The sequence below is a fragment of the Streptomyces xanthophaeus genome, assembly GCF_000725805.1.
Taxonomy (GTDB): domain Bacteria; phylum Actinomycetota; class Actinomycetes; order Streptomycetales; family Streptomycetaceae; genus Streptomyces; species Streptomyces xanthophaeus.
In genome coordinates, this window is sequence record NZ_KL647134.1 from 107545 (window position 1) to 124788 (window position 17244).

The 17244-nt window shown below is 71.8% G+C and carries 18 protein-coding genes and 1 tRNA gene; 14 read left to right on the forward strand and 5 right to left on the reverse strand.

Annotated elements, in window-relative coordinates; all coding sequences use genetic code 11:
• Positions 1-35 precede the first annotated feature (35 nt).
• The 3 genes from IO30_RS0134980 to IO30_RS0134990 all read left to right on the forward strand — a co-directional run bounded on the left by IO30_RS0134980 (position 36) and on the right by IO30_RS0134990 (position 1850).
• Positions 36-108: transfer RNA gene (locus IO30_RS0134980), tRNA-Arg, on the forward strand.
• A 204-nt stretch (positions 109-312) separates the two neighbouring features.
• A complete protein-coding gene (locus tag IO30_RS0134985; protein WP_031149894.1) occupies positions 313-1167 on the forward strand; it encodes a metallophosphoesterase family protein in 855 nt (284 codons plus the stop codon).
• Positions 1164-1850: a 4'-phosphopantetheinyl transferase family protein gene (locus IO30_RS0134990; RefSeq protein WP_031149896.1), complete on the forward strand. Its 687-nt coding sequence runs from the start codon at positions 1164-1166 to the stop codon at positions 1848-1850. The genes IO30_RS0134985 and IO30_RS0134990 overlap by 4 nt, the downstream gene beginning before the upstream one ends.
• A 136-nt stretch (positions 1851-1986) precedes the next feature.
• Here IO30_RS0134990 and IO30_RS0134995 read toward each other — a convergent pair whose 3' ends face one another.
• Both IO30_RS0134995 and IO30_RS41395 read right to left on the reverse strand, forming a co-directional pair.
• Positions 1987-3258 (reverse strand): adenosylhomocysteinase, encoded by a 1272-nt coding sequence (locus IO30_RS0134995; protein WP_031149898.1) that lies wholly within the window; start codon positions 3256-3258, stop codon positions 1987-1989.
• Positions 3259-3325: 67 nt separating this feature from the next.
• Positions 3326-4777 (reverse strand): MFS transporter, encoded by a 1452-nt coding sequence (locus IO30_RS41395; protein WP_324617566.1) that lies wholly within the window; start codon positions 4775-4777, stop codon positions 3326-3328.
• A 361-nt stretch (positions 4778-5138) separates the two neighbouring features.
• On the opposite strand from IO30_RS41395, the gene IO30_RS0135005 reads away from it, so the two are divergent.
• The 5 genes from IO30_RS0135005 to IO30_RS0135025 all read left to right on the forward strand — a co-directional run bounded on the left by IO30_RS0135005 (position 5139) and on the right by IO30_RS0135025 (position 10212).
• Complete coding sequence (locus tag IO30_RS0135005) at positions 5139-5894, forward strand: hypothetical protein (RefSeq protein ID WP_051859790.1); 756 nt, start codon at positions 5139-5141, stop codon at positions 5892-5894.
• Entirely contained in the window at positions 5894-7174 is a 1281-nt protein-coding gene (locus IO30_RS0135010; protein WP_031149904.1) for an aminotransferase class V-fold PLP-dependent enzyme, read from the forward strand. The genes IO30_RS0135005 and IO30_RS0135010 overlap by 1 nt, the downstream gene beginning before the upstream one ends.
• Positions 7175-7279: 105 nt before the next feature.
• Positions 7280-8152 carry a class I SAM-dependent methyltransferase gene (locus IO30_RS0135015; RefSeq protein ID WP_051902790.1) on the forward strand — a complete coding sequence of 291 codons (873 nt, stop codon included), beginning with the start codon at positions 7280-7282 and terminating at the stop codon, positions 8150-8152.
• A gap of 42 nt (positions 8153-8194) precedes the next feature.
• Positions 8195-9313: a trans-sulfuration enzyme family protein gene (locus tag IO30_RS0135020; RefSeq protein WP_031149908.1), complete on the forward strand. Its 1119-nt coding sequence runs from the start codon at positions 8195-8197 to the stop codon at positions 9311-9313.
• Positions 9310-10212: a homocysteine S-methyltransferase family protein gene (locus IO30_RS0135025; RefSeq protein ID WP_031149910.1), complete on the forward strand. Its 903-nt coding sequence runs from the start codon at positions 9310-9312 to the stop codon at positions 10210-10212. The genes IO30_RS0135020 and IO30_RS0135025 overlap by 4 nt, the downstream gene beginning before the upstream one ends.
• A gap of 15 nt (positions 10213-10227) precedes the next feature.
• On the opposite strand, the gene IO30_RS0135030 is transcribed toward IO30_RS0135025, so the two are convergent.
• On the reverse strand, positions 10228-10761 hold the full coding sequence (locus IO30_RS0135030; protein WP_037896056.1) for a phospholipase: 534 nt from the start codon (positions 10759-10761) through the stop codon (positions 10228-10230).
• Between the two features lie 228 nt (positions 10762-10989).
• On the opposite strand from IO30_RS0135030, the gene IO30_RS0135035 reads away from it, so the two are divergent.
• A complete protein-coding gene (locus IO30_RS0135035; protein WP_031149913.1) occupies positions 10990-11508 on the forward strand; it encodes a hypothetical protein in 519 nt (172 codons plus the stop codon).
• 76 nt (positions 11509-11584) lie between these two features.
• Here the strand turns inward: IO30_RS0135035 and IO30_RS0135040 are convergent, their stop codons facing one another.
• Positions 11585-12328, reverse strand: coding sequence for a thioesterase II family protein (locus tag IO30_RS0135040; protein WP_234321914.1), 744 nt, complete (start codon positions 12326-12328; stop codon positions 11585-11587).
• Positions 12329-12501: 173 nt separating this feature from the next.
• On the opposite strand from IO30_RS0135040, the gene IO30_RS0135045 reads away from it, so the two are divergent.
• On the forward strand, positions 12502-13200 hold the full coding sequence (locus tag IO30_RS0135045) for a 4'-phosphopantetheinyl transferase family protein (protein ID WP_031149916.1): 699 nt from the start codon (positions 12502-12504) through the stop codon (positions 13198-13200).
• Positions 13201-13259: 59 nt separating this feature from the next.
• Here IO30_RS0135045 and IO30_RS42455 read toward each other — a convergent pair whose 3' ends face one another.
• Positions 13260-13721, reverse strand: coding sequence for a deaminase (locus IO30_RS42455; RefSeq protein WP_237403459.1), 462 nt, complete (start codon positions 13719-13721; stop codon positions 13260-13262).
• A gap of 218 nt (positions 13722-13939) precedes the next feature.
• Between IO30_RS42455 and IO30_RS0135055 the strand changes: the two genes are divergently transcribed.
• The 4 genes from IO30_RS0135055 to IO30_RS0135065 all read left to right on the forward strand — a co-directional run bounded on the left by IO30_RS0135055 (position 13940) and on the right by IO30_RS0135065 (position 17221).
• On the forward strand, positions 13940-14365 hold the full coding sequence (locus tag IO30_RS0135055; RefSeq protein ID WP_031149917.1) for a GNAT family N-acetyltransferase: 426 nt from the start codon (positions 13940-13942) through the stop codon (positions 14363-14365).
• Between the two features lie 94 nt (positions 14366-14459).
• Positions 14460-15029 (forward strand): protease inhibitor I9 family protein, encoded by a 570-nt coding sequence (locus tag IO30_RS47375; protein WP_237403458.1) that lies wholly within the window; start codon positions 14460-14462, stop codon positions 15027-15029.
• Complete coding sequence (locus IO30_RS47380; protein ID WP_237403457.1) at positions 15005-15622, forward strand: S8 family serine peptidase; 618 nt, start codon at positions 15005-15007, stop codon at positions 15620-15622. Before IO30_RS47375 ends, IO30_RS47380 begins: the two co-directional genes overlap by 25 nt.
• 315 nt (positions 15623-15937) lie before the next feature.
• Positions 15938-17221: an IPT/TIG domain-containing protein gene (locus tag IO30_RS0135065; protein ID WP_031149920.1), complete on the forward strand. Its 1284-nt coding sequence runs from the start codon at positions 15938-15940 to the stop codon at positions 17219-17221.
• Positions 17222-17244: the final 23 nt, after the last annotated feature.

Genomic DNA, 17244 nt, shown 5'->3' on the forward strand with positions numbered 1-17244 from the left:
CCAAAGGGGCTCCAGGCCACCACGGCCACCTTCCGGCCCCCGTAGCTCAGTGGATAGAGCAGGTGCCTTCTAAGCACTTGGCCGCAGGTTCGAGTCCTGCCGGGGGCACTCTTTCCTCACACCCTCAAGCCCTCCCCAGCGGAGGGCTTTCATGCAGGTCAGCGGCACAATTGCGGCCCCCTCGCAGCGGCGGCGCAAAACACCTTCCGCGCCGGACCGCAGCCATTTCCCCGGCCCGCCGGGGTCCTTCGCCTAAAATCGGGCACCCGTGCGGAACGGCTGCCGGAGACGGCACCGGAAAAGGGGGGAACCGTGGGGAACGGCAGGCTGCTCGCCGTCAGTGATCTGCACATCGTCCACAAGGAGAACCGCGCCGTCACCGAGTCCTTGCGGCCCGGTTCGGACGAGGACTGGCTGATCGTCGCCGGTGACGTCGCCGAGGAGTACGCCAAGGTCGAATGGGCGCTGAAGCTGCTCGCCGACCGCTTCGCGAAGGTCATCTGGGCGCCCGGCAACCACGAGCTGTGGACGCACCCGGACGATCCGGTCGACCTGCGCGGCGAGAAGCGGTACCTGCACCTCGTCGAGCTCTGCCGCAGCCTGGGCATCGCCAGCCCCGAGGACCCGTACCCGGTGTGGGAGGGGGCGGACGGACCCGTCGCCGTCGCCCCGCTCTTCGTGCTCTACGACTACTCGTTCCGGGTGCCCGGCGCCGACACCAAGGAGGAGTCGCTGCGCCGGGCCCACGCGGCCGGGGTCGTCTGCACCGACGAGTACCTGCTGCACCCCGACCCCTACCCCGCCGCGGACGACTGGTGCCGCGCCCGGGTGGCCGAAACCGAACGGCGGCTGTCCGCGCTCGACCCGGGGCAACGGACCGTCCTCGTCAACCACTTCCCCCTGACGCGCGAACCGACGCAGATCCTGCGCTACCCCGACTTCGCCCAGTGGTGCGGCACCGAACTCACCGCCGACTGGCACAAGCGTTTCCGCGCCGTCTCCGTCGTCTACGGACACCTGCACATCCCCCGCGTCATCTGGCGCGACGGGGTCCGCTTCGAGGAGGTCTCCCTCGGCTACCCGCGCGAGTGGCGCCCGCGGCCCCCGCGCGAACCCCTGCGCCAGATCCTGCCGTTGCCGCCCCGGGCGGAGGGCGACACCCAGTGATCCAGGAGATCCTGCCCACCGGCGTGGTGTCGGTGGAGGCGCGGGGCGACCTGACCGGCGCCCTGCTGGAGCCCGGCGAAGGCATCCTCCCGGAGGAAGCACCGCTCATCGCGAAGGCGGTGCCCTCGCGGCAGCGCGAGTTCACCACCGTACGGATCTGCGCGCGCCGCGCGCTGGGCCGGCTCGGGCAGCCTCCCGTGGCCCTGGTCACCAACCGGCGCGGGGCGCCCCAGTGGCCCTCCGGCGTGGTCGGCAGCATGACGCACTGCGCGGGCTACCGGGCGGCGGCCGTGGCCCGCTCCGCGGACGCCGCGGCGATCGGCATCGACGCCGAACCGCATCGTCCGCTGCCCGCCGGCGTCCTGGACACGATCGCGCTGCCCCGCGAACAGCGGTCGGTGCGCGCGCTGACGGACCGCTCCCCCGCGATCCCGTGGGACCGGATCCTCTTCAGCGCGAAGGAGAGCGTGTTCAAGGCCTGGTACCCGCTCACGGAGCAGGAACTGGCCTTCGAGGAGGCTGACATCGAGATCGACGGGGCCACGGGGGACTTCTCGGCACGCCTGTTGCGCCCCGGACCGGTGGTCGGCGGGCGGCGGATCGAGGTGTTCACCGGCCGCTGGCTGGCCCGCGACGGCCTGGTCATGACCGCGGTGACCGTCGCGGCGCCGACCGGCCGCTGAAGGACCCGGCGGCCGCTGGAGGACGGACCGGCCCGGGACGGACCGGCCCGGGACGGACCGGCCCGGGACGGACCGGCCCGCCGGGCCGGGAGCGCACTCCCGGCCCGGCGGACCTCACCTGCGGCAGGTCCTGCGACTAGGACCCGAACTCCCAGGAGTTCATGTACGTCTCCTGGTCACTGGTCAGGGTGTCGATCTGGATGCCCATCGTCTCCAGCTTCACCCGGGCCACGTGCTTGTCGATCTCGGTCGGCACGTCGACCACACCGGGCTCCAGCGACGCGTACGTCTTGGTGAGCCACTCCGCCGTCAGGGCCTGGTCGGCGAAGGACATGTCCATCACCGAGGCGGGGTGGCCCTCGGCCGCACCGAGGTTGACCAGCCGGCCCTCCGCCACCAGCAGCAGGCGGCGGCCGTCGGCCAGGATGTACTCGTCGGTCTGGTGGCGGATGCGCGAACGCTTCTCCACCGCCATCTCGCCCAGCCCGGCCACGTCCACCTCGATGTCGAAGTGACCGGCGTTGGCGAGGATCGCCCCGTCCTTCATGACCTCGAAGTGCTCGGGGCGCAGCGCACCGCGGTTGCTGGTGACCGTGATGAACACGTCGCCGATCCGGGCCGCTTCGAGCATCGGCATGACCCGGTAGCCCTGCATGGTCGCGTCGAGCGCCTTGGTGGGGTCGATCTCGGTGACGACGACGTGCGCGCCCAGGCCCGCGGCCCGCTCGGCCAGGCCCTTGCCGCAGTAGCCGAACCCGCCGATGACCACGGTCTTGCCCGCGAACAGCAGATTCGTGGCGCGCATGATCGCGTCCAGGGAGGACTGTCCCGTGCCGTAGCGGTTGTCGAACATGTGCTTGGTGTCCGTGTCGTTCACCGCGACCACCGGGAAGCGCAGCGCGTCGTCCGCTGCCATCTGGCGCAGCCGCACGACACCGGTGGTGGTCTCCTCGCAGCCCGCCTTGATGGCTTCGAGCAGCTCCTTGCGGGTGGTGTGGAGGGTGTTGACCAGGTCGCAGCCGTCGTCGAAGACGAAGTCGGGACGGATGTCGAGCGCCGCGTTGATGTGCGCGTAGTACGCGTCGCGGTCGACGCCGTTGCGGGCGAAGACGCTGATGCCGTACTCGTGGACCAGGGCCGCCATGGTGTCGTCCTGCGTGGACAGCGGGTTGCTGGCGCAGGCGGCGAGCTCCGCGCCGCCCGCCTTCAGCGTCCGCAGCAGGACGGCGGTCTCCGTGGTCATGTGCATACACGCCGCGAACCGTTGGCCTTCGAAGGGCCGTTCCTTGGCGAAGCGCTCCCGGATTTGCCGCAGAACGGGCATGGAGCGCTCCGCCCATTCGATGCGGGCGACTCCCTGAGCCCTGAGCGACGGGTCGGCGATGTCGTGCTGAGGAAGATCAGTCATGTCTCAACCCTAGGCAGATATATGGGTAGTTGACCAGGCTCGGCGCACTGGGTGCGACGGCCCGGGTTCAGCTCTCTTGCTGCTTCGCACCGGCGCGGGACCGGCCCGGGAGCGCCACCAGGACGAGTACGGCGGTCGCGAGTGCGACGGCCGCTCCGATGGCGAAGGCGTTCCCGTAGTTTTCGGCCCTTGTCGCGGCGGAGACCACGTCGTCCGCATCCGCACCGCCCTCGGCGACGGCCATCAGCAGCGCGACGCACAGGGCCGTTCCGAACTGCACGGATGCGTTCAGCAGGCCGCCCGCCAGGCCCTGTTGCTCGGCGGGGACGTCCATCGTGGCCGTGATGGTGGAGGCCGCGAAGAAGGACGAGAAACCGATGCCTGTCAGCACCAGACCCGGCAGCAGGACGGCGGCGTAGGAGGAGTCCGGGGTGATGCGGCTGAGGACGAACACGCCCGCGGCGACGATCACGGAGCCGCCCGCGCACACTGCCTTGGGGCCGATCTTGGTCACCAGCATGGCCGCGATGGGACCGGCGAAGACGACGGCCACGCCCAGGGTCAGGAAGACCAGTCCGGTCTCCAGGGCGTCCCGTTGCTGGACCTGCTGGAGGAAGAGCGACAGGGCCAGGGCCACGGCCCCCATCACGCCCGGGACCAGGAGCGCGGCGAGGTTGGCGACCGAGACGCTGCGCGTACGGAAGATGCTCAGCGGCACCAGCGGGTTCGAGGACCGGCTCTCGACGACGACGAAGCAGATCAGCATCACGAGGCCGGCGGCGATGGCCGCGAGGCCGGTGGCCCGGTCCCCGCCGAGGGTGGTGAGTCCGTAGATGACGCCGCTGACGCCCAGGGTGGACAGGATCGCCCCCGGCACGTCGTAGCGGTTCTCGCCGGACCGGCTGCCGTCGGCCGGGATGAGCCGGTAGGCGGCGAGGATCGCGAGGGCTGTCAGCGGCACGTTGACGAAGAACACCCAGCGCCAGCCGGTGAGCTGGGTGAGGACCCCGCCCGCCAGGACGCCGATGGCGAAACCGCTGGCCGAGGCGGCGCTGAACCAGCCCAGCGCCTTGTTCCGCTCCGGCCCGGGGGCGGTGCCGGTGGTGATCAGGGACAGCACGGCGGGCCCGATGAAGGCGGCCCCGACGCCCTGGAGCGCGCGCATGGCCACGAGCAGGCCGGGGCTGGTGGCGAGGCCTCCGATCAGGGAGGCCAGGCCGAAGAGGGCGAGGCCGGGGACCAGCATCCGGCGGCGGCCGAGCTGGTCACTGAGCCGTCCGCCCAGGAGCAGCAGGCCGCCGTAGGTCAGCGCGTACGCACTGACGACCCACTGGACGCCGTTGTGGGAGAAGCCTAACGAGGTCTCGATCCGAGGCAGGGCCACGTTGACGATCGAGAAGTCGAGCAGCATGAGCAGTTGGACACCGCAGAGCAGGACCAGTCTCCATGGTCCCGCAGAGGGGGATGGGGTGGCTGTTCCGCCGGCGGCCGCGGTCGTCACGCCAGGTCGGGGGTTCACGCGTCGTCACCTCCTCGGTGAATTGATCACACAATTCGGTGAGTGTAGGGGCGAGATGCATGCCGTGTGCAGGAGTGGGAGCGCCCGGTGTGCAGACCGTCGATTTTCAGACATCGAACGAACCTCCGGTCATCGACTGATCGACTTGGCCGAAAGCTCTTGTGGTGGTGGACTTCGAACGTTAAGTTCTAGCGCCGAAAGGGGGTTTGATTATGAGTGAGGCACGGGGGCGATGTAGGTGCGCCGTTAAGGCGCCCTCCAGCTGCGATTTACCTTTAACGATCTTCCTCTCGGATCCGACCGCGGATCCTCAGCTCCACCGCTCGACTAAGCGGACCCTGTCGCCGGGAAGGCGGACAGGATGAGGGTCGACGCGATGTCCATAGCCCGGCGATATGTGGAATTCCGAGCTCCAGGACATCGACTCCCCACTCTGGTCGAGCTCGAACTCGACGAGAGCCTCTGCCTCACCATTGCCGACTGGTACGCGAGCGCCCCCGACTCCGCCGAGGACCCGGAGACACGGCGCCAGTACGAGATCCTCAAGCTGGAGACGGGGCAGCAGTTCGAGGCGATGCGCCGGGCAGGGGTCCACGTCCGCCCGTGGTTAGAGGGCGGGCAGCCGTACAAAAGTTCGGCGCATTTATGGCGCGAAGTGGTCAACTCAGGCACTCTCTATGTGTACTTGACCAGCCTGGGTCACGGGGAGAGCGGTTCGACTCCCGACGCCGTGACCCATCCGATGGTCGAACCCTCCGAATACGTCATCGACGGAGTCCGGTTCGCCCACAACGACGTCTTCCGTGCCGTGCACGACTTCTTCGGCCACATTGCGCGAGGCAACCCCTTCACCGCACATGGCGAACACTTGGCAGCCTGGGACCACAGTCACATGTATCCGGCGGACTGCCATCCGGTTCTTCTCTCGGAGACCGTCAGTCAAATCTGCTGGTTCTACTACGGGCCGCACCTCAGGGATTCCCGCGGACGGATTCCTTCACCCGGTTCAGAGGATTACGTTCCGCCTCGGGACCGGCCTTACTCGCCACAGAAGACCACGCCACTGCCACATGAGCTGATGGACGGGTTCTTCTCTCTCTTCAAGCAGGTGAACTGATGGCCGACACCACTCACTCCCCCATTGACTTCAGCCGGGACGTCCGCGCAGACTTCCCCATCCTGGAGGCCGATCTCGACGGAATCCGGCCGGTCTACCTCGACAATGCGGCCACGACGCAGAAGCCCCTTCAGGTGCTCGACGCGATGCACCATTTCTACTGTCACGAGAACAGCAACGTGGGCCGCAGCGTGCACACCCTGAGCATGCGCGCCACCAGCCGCTACCAGAAGTCCCGCGAGCGCGTGCAGCGGTTCATCAACGCCGGCGACAGCGAAGAGATCGTCTTCACCAAGGGCACCACGGAATCGGTGAACCTCGTGGCCCAGGGCTTCGGCCCGCAGATCGTCTCCGCCGGCGACGAGGTGCTGATCAGCGGCCTGGAGCACCACTCCAACCTGCTGCCCTGGCGCCACCTGTGCGAGCAGACCGGCGCCACCTTGAAGATCGCGGCGGTCGACGCGCACGGCGAGGTGTCCCTCGACGCCTTCCGCGCCCAGCTGACCGACCGCACCAAGCTGGTCTCCGTGGCCCACGTGTCCAACGTCCAGGGCACCCTCACCCCCGTCGCGGAGATCATCTCCCTCTGCCACGAACGCGGCATCGTCGTGGTCGTCGACGGCGCCCAGGCCGTCGCCCACCGCACGGTCGACGTGACCGCGATGGACGCCGACTTCTACTGCTTCTCGGCCCACAAGATGTACGGGCCGCTCGGCATCGGGGTGCTGTACGGCAAGGCCGAGCACCTGAGCCGCATGCAGCCCCTGCTGCTCGGCGGCGGCATGGTCCGCAACGTGACGTACGACGGCCCGCTGACCGTCTTCCCCACGCCGCACCTCTTCGAGTCGGGCACCCCGAACATCGCCGGAGCCGTGGGCCTGGCCGCCGCGATGGACTACATCGAGGAAATCGGCCTCGACCGGATCGCCGCCCACGACGCGGAGCTCGCGGGCCGCGCCGCCGAGGGCATGCGGGCACTGGACGGCGTCACCGTCTACGGCGCCCAGGCGCCCCAGGGCGGCATCGTCTCCTTCTCGGTCGACGGCCTCCACCCGTACGACGTGGGCAACCACCTCAACAGCTTCGGGATCGCCACCCGCACCGGTGTGCACTGCGCGGTCCCCTTCATCGACGGCCTCGGCGTCGTGGGCACCGTCCGTGCGTCCTTCGGGGTCTACAACACCCGCGACGAGGTGGACCTGCTGGTCGAGTCCCTGAAGTCCGTCGAGAAGGGCTTCTGGTCGAACGAGCACCCCAACGACCGCTTCCTGGCCAGCTGACGGTCCGGCGGCCCGGCCGCCACACCGGCCCTGCCGGGCGCAACGCGCCGCGCCGCGCCCGGCGGGCCGCGCACGTACAGACAAACAAGAACGAGGGGTGTGGAAGTGACCACCGCAGGATTTGACCCGGTCGTCTTCAAGGCGCAGCAGAAGGACAACTGGAACAACCTCAGTTCCGGCTGGGACCGTTGGTACGGCCTCTTCGAGTCGGGAGCGGCGCCCGTCACCCACAGGCTGCTGGACCGGGCCGCCCTCGTCGAAGGGTCCCGGGTCCTCGACCTCGGCAGCGGCACCGGGCAGCCCGCCCTCGACGCGGCCCTGCTCGTCGGCGCGAAGGGCTCCGTCGTCGGCACCGACCAGGCCGGGGACATGCTCGGCGCGGCCCGCCGCCGGGCCGGCGAGCTCGGCCTGGACAACACGCAGTTCCTTGAGGTGGACGCCGAGCAGCTCGACTTCGAGGACGCCTCCTTCGACGCCGTCACCAGCCGTTTCAGCCTGATGTTCCTGCCCGACGCCGACGCGGTGCTGCGCACGGCCCACCGGCTGCTGCGCCCCGGCGGGGTGCTGACCGCGGCCGTCTGGGCCGGCGCACCCCAGGTGCCGCTGCTGAGCCTGGCCTTCGGGATCGTCGGCGCCCGGCTGGGGCTCGACGCTCCGCCCGCCGGGATCCCCGGGCCGTTCGCCATGTCGGATCCGGCCGCCCTGGCCGGCCGGCTGCGCGCCGCGGGGTTCGCGGAGGTCTCGTACGAGGAGTACCCGCTGTCCTTCACTCCGAAGTCGGCGGAGGAGTTCGCCGAGTTCTCCTGGGACCTGCTGCCCGGGTGGCTGCGCGGGCAGGTGGCCCAGCGCTTCGGCGACGAACGCGACCCGCGCACGTGGAACGCCTTCCTCAGCGCGGCCCGCGAGTTCGAGACCGAGGACACCTCACTGCGCGTTCCCTGCCTCAGCTACGCCTTCACCGCCGTCAAGGCCGTCTGACCTCCCACTTTCCCCTCCGTACCCTCAGGAGCGTTCGCCCTCATGGAGTTCGACACCAAGCTCGTCAAGGTCGGTCAGCAGGCGGCCGACGGCACCGGGGACATCGTGCCGCCCATCCACCTCGCCACCACCTTCGAGCAGCGCGCGCAGAGCGACCTGCGCTACTTCTACGGCCGGGGCGAGAACCCCACCCGCGAGGCCCTGGAGAAGTGCCTGGCCTCCCTGGAGGACGCCGCCCACGCACTGGCCTTCTCCTCGGGACAGGCCGCCGGCGCCACCGCCCTGTCCCTGCTCTCGCCGGGCCAGCGGCTGATCTCCTCCGACGACGTCTACGGCGGCACCTACTCCCTCTTCTCCAGCCTCGGCAAGTACGGCATCACCGTGGAGTACCGCGACCTCTCGGACCCCTCGGCGCTCGAAGGCGCCCTCGGCGACGACGTGGGCCTGATCTGGGTCGAGACGCCGACCAACCCGCTGCTGAAGATCGCCGACATCGCCGCGATCAGCGCGCTGGCCCGGCCCGCGGGAATCCCCGTACTGGTGGACAACACCTTCGCCAGCCCGGCGCTCCAGCAGCCCCTGGAACTCGGCGCCGACATCTCCCTGTACAGCACCACGAAGTTCATATCCGGCCATTCCGACGTCATCGGCGGAGCCCTGGTCTACAACAGCGACGAGCACCACAAGGAGTTCTTCGCCTACCGCACCTCCTACGGCAACGTGCCCGGCGCCCTGGACTGCTACCTGCTGCACCGCGGCCTCAAGACGATGTCGCTGCGCGTGGAGCGGCAGAACCGCACGGCCGCGCTGCTCGCCGAGGAGCTGCTCGCCTCGCCGAAGGCCGGCAAGGTGCACTACCCGGGGCTGGACGCGCACCCGCACCACGCCGTCGCGGCCCGTCAGATGTCCGGATTCGGATCGATCATCTCCTTCGAGTACCTCGGCGACCCCCAGGACCTCCTCAAGCGGGTGGAGCTGTTCGGCGTCGCCGTCAGCCTGGGCAGCGTGCACTCCCTGATCGAGTGCCCGGCGCTGATGACCCACCGGCCGGTGCCGGCGGAGACCCGCAAGGCCCTGGGGATCTCCGACAACCTGATCCGGCTGGCCGTCGGCATCGAGGACCACCGCGACCTTGCCGCCGACCTGCGCCAGGCCCTGTGAGCGTCACCGTCCTGGAAGGCCCCAAGGGCACCGAGCTCCAGCGGCTCGGCCGCTCCGTCACGGACCCCTGGTGGACCAGCGAGGCGCTGCTGGACGACGCGGGCCGGGAGTTGCTGCGGGGAATCCACCGTGCCTACCGGGCGGCCGGGGCCGGTCTCGTCACGGCGAACACCTTCCGCACCAATCTGCGTGCGCTGCGGGCGGCGGGCGCCGACGAGGCGTTCTCGCGGGAGCTGGTGCACCGGGCCGTCGCGGACGCCCGGTCCGCGGCGGGTGCGCCTGGGGCGGGGGCTCCTGGGGCGGGCGGGAAGCCGGTCCGGGTCGCCGCCGGGATGACCACGGCCGAGGACTGCTACCGGTCGGACCTGGTGCCGCCGGACGACGAACTCGCCGTGGAGCACGGGTGGCTGGCCGCCCGGCTGGCGGAGCAGCAGGTCGACCTCGTCCTGGCGGAGACCCTGAACACGGTCCGCGAGGCCGTCGTCGTCACGGAGAGCTGCGTCCGCGCGGGCCTTCCGGTCTGGGTCAGCTTCGTCTGCCGGGAGGGCGGGCTGCTGCTGTCCGGCGAACCACTGGAGGACGCGGTCCGTGCGGTCACGGCGGCCGGGGCCGGGGCGGTCCTCGTCAACTGCGTCGCCCTGGGGGACCTGGACGCCGCGCTGTCGGTGCTCGCGAAGCACGGCACGGTCCCCGTCGGGGCCTATCCGAACGTCGAGGACCGCTCCGGGGTCGCCGACTGGACTCCGGTGGACCACTACGTCCCGGTCGCCTGCGGGCCGGAGGAGTTCGCGGAGTCGATGGCGGAGCGGGTCGAACGGTACGGGCTGGACCTGGTCGGCGGCTGCTGCGGGACGACGCCCGAGCACATCGCGGCGCTGCGCAGGAGGCTGGGCGGCTGACGTCGCCCTGCGCGGTCAGGGCCGGGCGGCGGGAGCGGGAACGGACTCGGGAACGGACTCGGGGGCGGGCTCCGGGGCGGCCGTGGCGTGCCCGGGGACGCCGAAGATCCGGACGGCCTGGTAGTAGGTCCAGGCCGTGCTCTCGCAGGTGCCGCGCCGGGCGCCCGCGTACTGGGCGCAGACCCGCCGCATGTCGGCGTGGAAGGCATCGTCCAGACGCGCCTTGGCGGCGGGGAACTGCCCCGCCGCCTGGTAGTTGCGGTAGCCGAAGTCGTGGCGCGCACAGGCCGTGCGGAAGGGGAAGCCGAGCGGTTCGTCCGGGGAGGCGGTGCAGTAGTCGGTCGACCAGTCGAAGCCGTACGCGCTCCAGGCCTCCCGGTTCCCGCGCGCCTCGGCCCAGGCCTGGTAACTGGCGGAGTCGCTCTGCGTCCAACGGCTCAGCACCTGCGGCTTGTCCGCGGGGACCGCCGCCTGGGCGGTGGCCGCCGACATGAGGAGGAGGGCGGCGGCAGCCGCCGACGTGAGAACGGATCCGGTACGGCGGCGCATGGCATTCCTCGGGACGGGCCGGTGGGGCGGCTGACGGGTCGCTCCCGGCCAACGCCCGCGGGGGGCGCGGGGTTACTGGGTCGTACGGGGGACCGGCGGGGGCCTGGCCTCCCTCCCGAGGGGTAGGACCGGGACTCAGGTATGACGGCGTGTGCGACCTGCGGCCGGGCGGAGGTTCGTCCTGGGGAGGGACGCGCCGCGCGGGGCCGCGGACCGAGACTGGAGGGCATGAACCGCCGTCCGTTCGTCCTCGTCGCCGCCGTCCTGGGGGCCCTCGCCAGCGCCGCCTTCGCCCTGCCCAACCTGCCGCCCAACCCCGTGACCGAGACCATCAACGCCCAGGTGTTCCATGAGAAGGGCAGGCGTTTCGTGACCGCCGCCGAGGCGCCCACCCGCGGCAGGACCGCGTTCGTCCTGCCGTCCTGGATACCCAAGGACGCCACCGACGTCCGCATACGGGCGCACACCGACGGCCAGGCCCGGCTGATCCGCTTCACGCTCGGGGCGACCCCGCTGGATGGCCCGCAGTGCACGGCGGGCACTGCGAAGCCGATGTCCGGGCCCAGGCCGGCCGCCCGGTGGTGGCCCGGTGACACCGGCGCTGAGGAGCGGGCCGAGTGCCGGGATGTCCACCAGTACCGGGTCGCGGTCCGCGGGCGGCACGTCTACGCGTGGACCGACGGCACCCTCTCCCCCGACGCGGCCCGCACCCCCGCGGGGCAGGCCGGCGCACCCTCCGGCCGCTGAGGGCGCGGAGGGCGCTGGGGCCACGGAGGTCGCTGAGGGCGGGAAAGGTGGCGCGGAGGGCTCGGCGCGGGTCCGGTCAGGCGGCGGGGACCAGCTGTTCCGCGATCCCCCGCAGCAGGACATCGTGCTGCTCGACGAGGTAGAAGTGGCCGCCGGGCAGGACCCGCTGCTGGAACCCGCGGGGGGCCACGTCGCCCCAGGCCTGCATCTCCTCCACCGAGGTGTGCGGGTCCGCGTCACCGATCCAGGCGTGGACGGGGCAGCCGACGGGGACGGCGCTGCGCGGCCCGTAGGTGCCCACGATCGTGAAGTCCGCACGGAGCGCGGGCAGTACGAGCTCCTGGACGTCCGGGTCGGCCAGCATGGCGGTGTCGGTGCCGCCGAGCGCGGCCACCTCGGCGATCAGTGCGGCGTCGCCGAGCTGGTGGATGTTGCGCGGCGTCACCCGGTGCGGGGCCTTGCGGGCGGAGACGTGGAGGGCGGCGGGCCGCACGGAGTGTCTGGCCTCAAGGCGCAGCGCCACCTCGTAGGCCAGCGAGGCGCCCATGCTGTGGCCGAACAGCGTCAGGGGCGTACCGGCGAAGGGCAGCAGAGCCGCGGTGACCTCGTCGGCGAGCACGTCCATGCTGTCGATGCACGGTTCGGCGAACCGCTCCTGGCGGCCCGGGTACTTCGCCACCAGGACTTCGGTGTCGTTCCCGAAGGCGCGGCCCCAGCCGTGGAAGAAGGTCGCGGAGCCGCCCGCGTGGGGCAGCACCACGAGCCGGCGCCGGGGCGTGCCCTTCGCGGCGTAGATGCGGAACCACGTGTTTCTGTCCATGCCGGCCGTCATGCGCGTGAGCACCTCGTCGTCGGTTCTGTCGGTTGTCCGTGCCTGAAGTCTGCTCCACGGCCCGTCCGCGCCCGCCACCGGGCCGGGGCTGCCGTGAGGGCCTCATACCGTCGCACCCGTGCGGTCCTGCGCCCGGCGGAGCCCTCGTCTAGGCTCATCGGGTGATCGGATACGTGAACCAGCTCGACGGCGACGCACCGCGGACCGGGGCGCTCCCCAGGGGCGCGGACGCGACGGTGTGGTCCCTGGACATCACGCGGGACGTGGTCGGCGGGCACCCGCTCGACGGTGCGTCGGCGATGCTGGACGCGGCCGAACGCGACCGCGCGGGACGGCTGTTGCGTGAGGCCGACCGTCACCGCTACCTCGCCTCGCACGTCGGGCTGCGGGTGCTGCTCGGCGGCTACCTGGGGCTGGCTCCGGAGAGGGTCACCCTGGTCCGCGAGGACTGCCCGTGCTGCGGCGGTCCGCACGGCCGGCCGGCCGTGGCCGGGGGCGCGGTGCACTTCTCCCTGTCGCACAGCGAGGACGTGGCCTACTTCGCCTTCGCCGGGGTGCCGGTCGGCGTCGACGTGGAGGGCATCCCGGGCGCGGCCGCGGCCGCCGACATCCTGACCACCCTGCACCCCGCGGAGACGGCCGAGCTGACCGCCCTGCCCGAGGCGGACCGGCGGACGGCGCTGGCCCGGGTCTGGTCCCGCAAGGAGGCCTACCTCAAGGCCACGGGCACCGGTCTGGCCCTCGGCGTGGCGGAGCCGTACGTGGGCTCCGCCGCCGCCCCGGCCCGCGTCCCGGGCTGGCTCCTGTCGGACCTCCCGGCCCCCACGGGCTACGCAGCCGCCCTCGCGCTGCGCGGCTGACAGCGGCGGTCCCGGCGATCAGGCCGGGTCCGCCAGATACGTCAGGCAGGTCAGGCAGGTCAGGTGCGCAGGCTCCGGCGGACCGCTGCCGCGGTCAGCTGCGGCCAGATCCCGGCCAGCCACTCCTCGGCGGGGCCGACCGCGGGAAGGCCCGGCGGGACCGCGTCGTGCAGGGCCGCCGTCTCCGGTTCGACGCCCCGGTGGTGGCTGAGGATCTCCGGCTCGCCCGGATCGTCCTCGAAGGCCACCGCCACGCTGCGCAGGAACATCACGTTCGCCGCCAGCAGCCACTCCGTCTCGCCCTGCGCGTCCGCCCCGGAGGAGCCCGACGAGCCATCCGTCAACGCCCAGGGGTCGGGCGCCAGGTACCGCACCCGGCCCACGCCCGTGAACCGGGCCGCGGCCGCGCACATCCGGCAGGGCTCCTGCGTGCTCCACAGCACCGCGGAGCCGAGGTCCCACTGCGTGCGGGCCGCTCCGAGCGCGTTCATCTCGGCGTGGGCCAGCGGCGTCCCCCGCACGGGCCCTCGGCCGGGGCCGTCCTCGTAGGCCTCGCCCGCGGCCCTCGGCCAGCACCGTGCCCTCCGCGTCCGTGAGCACCGCGCCCACCGCCAGGCCGCCCGCCATCAAGGCCTCGTGGGCGAGCTGGAGGGCCCGCCTGACCGCCTGCGGTGCCGCCCGCCACGCCGTACCGAAATCCGCTTCCCCGTGTTCCACGTGGCTCATTATCGTGGCCGACATGGACATCCGACGGGCCGTGACGACTGCCGAGATCGAAGCCGCCGAGAGCCTCTTCGACGGGCCCGCCCGCAAGGACTGGTCGGAGCGCTTCCTGGCCGCGCCGGGGCACCTGATGCTCCTCGCCTATGTGGACGGCGTACCGGTCGGCATGGTCTCCGGCGTGGAGATGACCCACCCCGACAAGGGCACCGAGATGTGCCTGTACGAGCTCTCCGTGGACGAGGGGCACCGGCGTCTGGGCATCGGCCGCGCCCTGACCCTGGCGCTCGCCGACGAGGCCGCCGCACGCGGCTGTTACGGCATGTGGGTGGGCGTGGACACCGACAACGAGGCCGCCCTGGCGACGTACGCCTCGGCCGGCTCCCACGACGAGGGCGTCTTCACGATGCGCGGATGGACCACCACCCCCGAGAGCAGGGCGTAACCCGGCGTCCGCGTAGCCCCCGCGGCGGCGTGTCGTGCGGCCACACGGCGCACCCTCCGCGCGCCCGTACCGGCGCTCGCGAAGCATCGGCGGCATGACCGCACTGACCGCGTTGACCACGCTCCTCCCGGCCACCGCCCTGCTGGCCGCGGCGACCGCCGTGGCGCCCACCGCAGCCGCCGAGACCCCCACCGCCCCCTACGTCGTGCTCCTCGCGGACGGCGCCACGCGCGCCCCCACCCGCGCCCTGGCCGCGGAGGCGGCCGAGGCGGGGGACGAGGTCGGGCCCGTCTACGACACCCTCGTGCACGGCTTCGCCGTCCGCACCACCGCCGCCCGGGCCGCCGCCCTCGCCGCCGACCCGCGGGTGGCCTCGGTGGAGCCGGACGCCGAGTTCCGCACCACGGACACGCAGCCGCAGGCACCCTGGCCGCTGGACCGCATCGACCAGCGCGGGCTCCCGCTCGACGGTTCGTACACGTACCCGGCCACGGCCGAGGGCGTCACCGTGTACATCGTGGACACCGGCATCGACACCGGCCACGAGGAGTTCGGCGGGCGCGCCCGGTCCGGCTACAACGGGGTGTTCCTCAGCCGCCGGGGGACTGCAACGGCCACGGCACGCACGTCGCGGGTACCGTGGGCGGGAAGACCTACGGGGTAGCGAAGGGGGTCTCGCTGGTCGCCGTGAAGGTGGCCGACTGCCGTGGTTCCGGGCGGCTGTCGGCGATGGTCGGCGGGCTGGAATGGCTGGTGAAGGACGCGGCCCGCAGACCGGGCACCCCGGCGGTGGCCAACATGAGCATGGGCGGCACCCGCAGCGCCGCCCTGGACAAGGCGGTGAAGCGGGCCGTCGCCGCCGGGATCACCGTCACCGTGGCCGCCGGGAACGACGGCAGGGACGCCTGCGGGGGCTCCCCCGCGGCCGTCCCCCAGGCCCTCACGGTCGGCGCGACCGATGCCTCGGACCGGCGGGCCCTGTTCTCCAACCACGGCCCCTGCGTGGACCTCTCGGCGCCGGGCGTGGCCGTCACCTCGGCCTGGAGGGGCTCGCCCACCGCCACGGCCCGGTCGTCCGGCACCTCCATGGCGGCCCCGCACGTGGCGGGCGCCGCGGCTCTGGTCCTGGCGGGCAGCCCGGCGAGCACCCCCGCGCAGGTGACCGACGCGCTGGTGCGCGGCGCCGTGCCGGACGGGATCACCGGGCTCCCGGCGGGTACGCCGAACCTGCTGCTGCACACCCCGGCCACGGGCTGAGGCGCCCCGGGCCGGACGGCCCCCGTCCGGCCCGGCGCCACCGCCCGCCGGCCACCGCCCGCTGCCCGTCCGTCCGTCCGTCCGTCCGTCCGCCAATAGCCCCCGCCCGTCCCGCCCGTCCCAGCCGCAGCCCCCTCCGCGGACCCGAGCTGATGGGACATCAATGTGTGTGTGCTTCGGGCGAAACCAATCCATTGACTTCTCATCACCGCGACGCGTCAATATCGGCCACCGCACCGGCTCGGCCTCCCCCACACAGCGGGTGGGGGGAGGGGTTCGTCATGACGAAGGAGTCGCGACCCAGTGAGTTCGAGAATGCTCAGACACAGAGTGCTGGCCGGGGCAGGAGCCCTCTCCCTGGCCCTGACGGGCGGTGTGGTGGGTCTGTCGGGGACCGCACAGGCCGCGACGAAGACCACCCCCGTCTTCGAGAACTGCGACGCCCCGGCGCCGCAGCCGGACGGATCGGGCAACCAGAACTACACGATCACCCTGCCCGACGGCGCCAAGGCCGGTGACGTCGTCCCGATCACGATCGACCCGGGCGCCAGCCCGCTGATCCCGGGCTTCTCCGTCACCACCGTGAACACCTCCAAGATCACCCTCAAGGTCGGTACGACCACCCAGGTGGTCACCAGCCCGCCCGAGACCGTGAGCGTCGTCGCCGGACAGCCCCTGGACCCCAAGCCGTTCTCCGGCACCATCGTGATCCCGGACGGCACCGAGGGCACCACGGTGAACGTCGCCCTCGACCTGGCGGTGACGGACGCGGACCTCTCCGGTTCGGTCTTCACCACCACCTGCGTCCCCGCTCCGCGCCCGAGCGCCTCCCTCGGGTCGGTCGCCGTGGAGGCCCTGCCCAAGGATCCGGTCACCACCAAGCTGACGCCCAACAGCGGCAAGGCCGGCACCAAGGTCACCGTCACGGGCGCCAACTTCCCGGCCGGGGCGGTCACCTGCTCCGCCCTGCTGGCCGGCGTGCCGACCGGCGACACCGCAGACGGCACGGCCACCGCGGCGGGCGCGGCCACCTGTGAGGTCACGGTCACGAAGAAGGCCGACCAGATCAGGATCGACGGTTCGATCACGCCCTACAAGGACTTCGTGTTCCTGGAGGACCAGCCGGGCGTGAAGAACCCGGTGGACGTCGAGGTGCTGCCCGGTCCGCTGGGCATCGGCCCGCAGAGCGGCAACCCGGCCGTCAGCTTCGGCAAGGTGACCATCAACGGCAAGCCCCAGTCGGTCGTCGGCCAGTTCACCGCGATGTCCGTCCAGGACTTCCGCGGCGGCACGCTCGGCTGGGACGTCACGGCCACCCGTACGCCGTTCCTGAACGAGACGACCGGTCACTCGATGACCAAGGCGCAGCTCGGCATCCAGCCGTCCTGCACGGTGACCAACCCGGACAGCCCGAGCACCTGCACCGCCGGTGCGCCGGGGGCCATCTCGGCGGACCCGATGCAGATCGCCTCCCAGGCCGCGGGCGGGGAGGAGCTGACCGGTGGTGAGTTCGCCGTCGGCGGCGCCGGGATGATCCAGCTCCCGCCGTTCATGTTCGCCGACACCTACCAGTCGGTGGTCACCTTCTCCATCGCCTGACCCGTACGGCTCCGCTTCCCCAG

Excerpts from the sequence above, each read along its gene's own strand:
- IO30_RS0134995 (WP_031149898.1), bottom strand. The coding sequence starts at position 3,258 with ATGACTGATCTTCCTCAGCACGACATCGCCGACCCGTCGCTCAGGGCT.
- IO30_RS0135005 (WP_051859790.1), top strand. The coding sequence starts at position 5,139 with ATGAGGGTCGACGCGATGTCCATAGCCCGGCGATATGTGGAATTCCGA.
- IO30_RS0135010 (WP_031149904.1), top strand. The coding sequence starts at position 5,894 with ATGGCCGACACCACTCACTCCCCCATTGACTTCAGCCGGGACGTCCGC.
- IO30_RS0135020 (WP_031149908.1), top strand. The coding sequence starts at position 8,195 with ATGGAGTTCGACACCAAGCTCGTCAAGGTCGGTCAGCAGGCGGCCGAC.
- IO30_RS0135030 (WP_037896056.1), bottom strand. The coding sequence starts at position 10,761 with ATGCGCCGCCGTACCGGATCCGTTCTCACGTCGGCGGCTGCCGCCGCC.
- IO30_RS0135035 (WP_031149913.1), top strand. The coding sequence starts at position 10,990 with ATGAACCGCCGTCCGTTCGTCCTCGTCGCCGCCGTCCTGGGGGCCCTC.
- IO30_RS0135040 (WP_234321914.1), bottom strand. The coding sequence starts at position 12,328 with ATGGACAGAAACACGTGGTTCCGCATCTACGCCGCGAAGGGCACGCCC.
- IO30_RS0135055 (WP_031149917.1), top strand. The coding sequence starts at position 13,940 with ATGGACATCCGACGGGCCGTGACGACTGCCGAGATCGAAGCCGCCGAG.
- IO30_RS47375 (WP_237403458.1), top strand. The coding sequence starts at position 14,460 with ATGACCGCACTGACCGCGTTGACCACGCTCCTCCCGGCCACCGCCCTG.
- IO30_RS0135065 (WP_031149920.1), top strand. The coding sequence starts at position 15,938 with ATGCTCAGACACAGAGTGCTGGCCGGGGCAGGAGCCCTCTCCCTGGCC.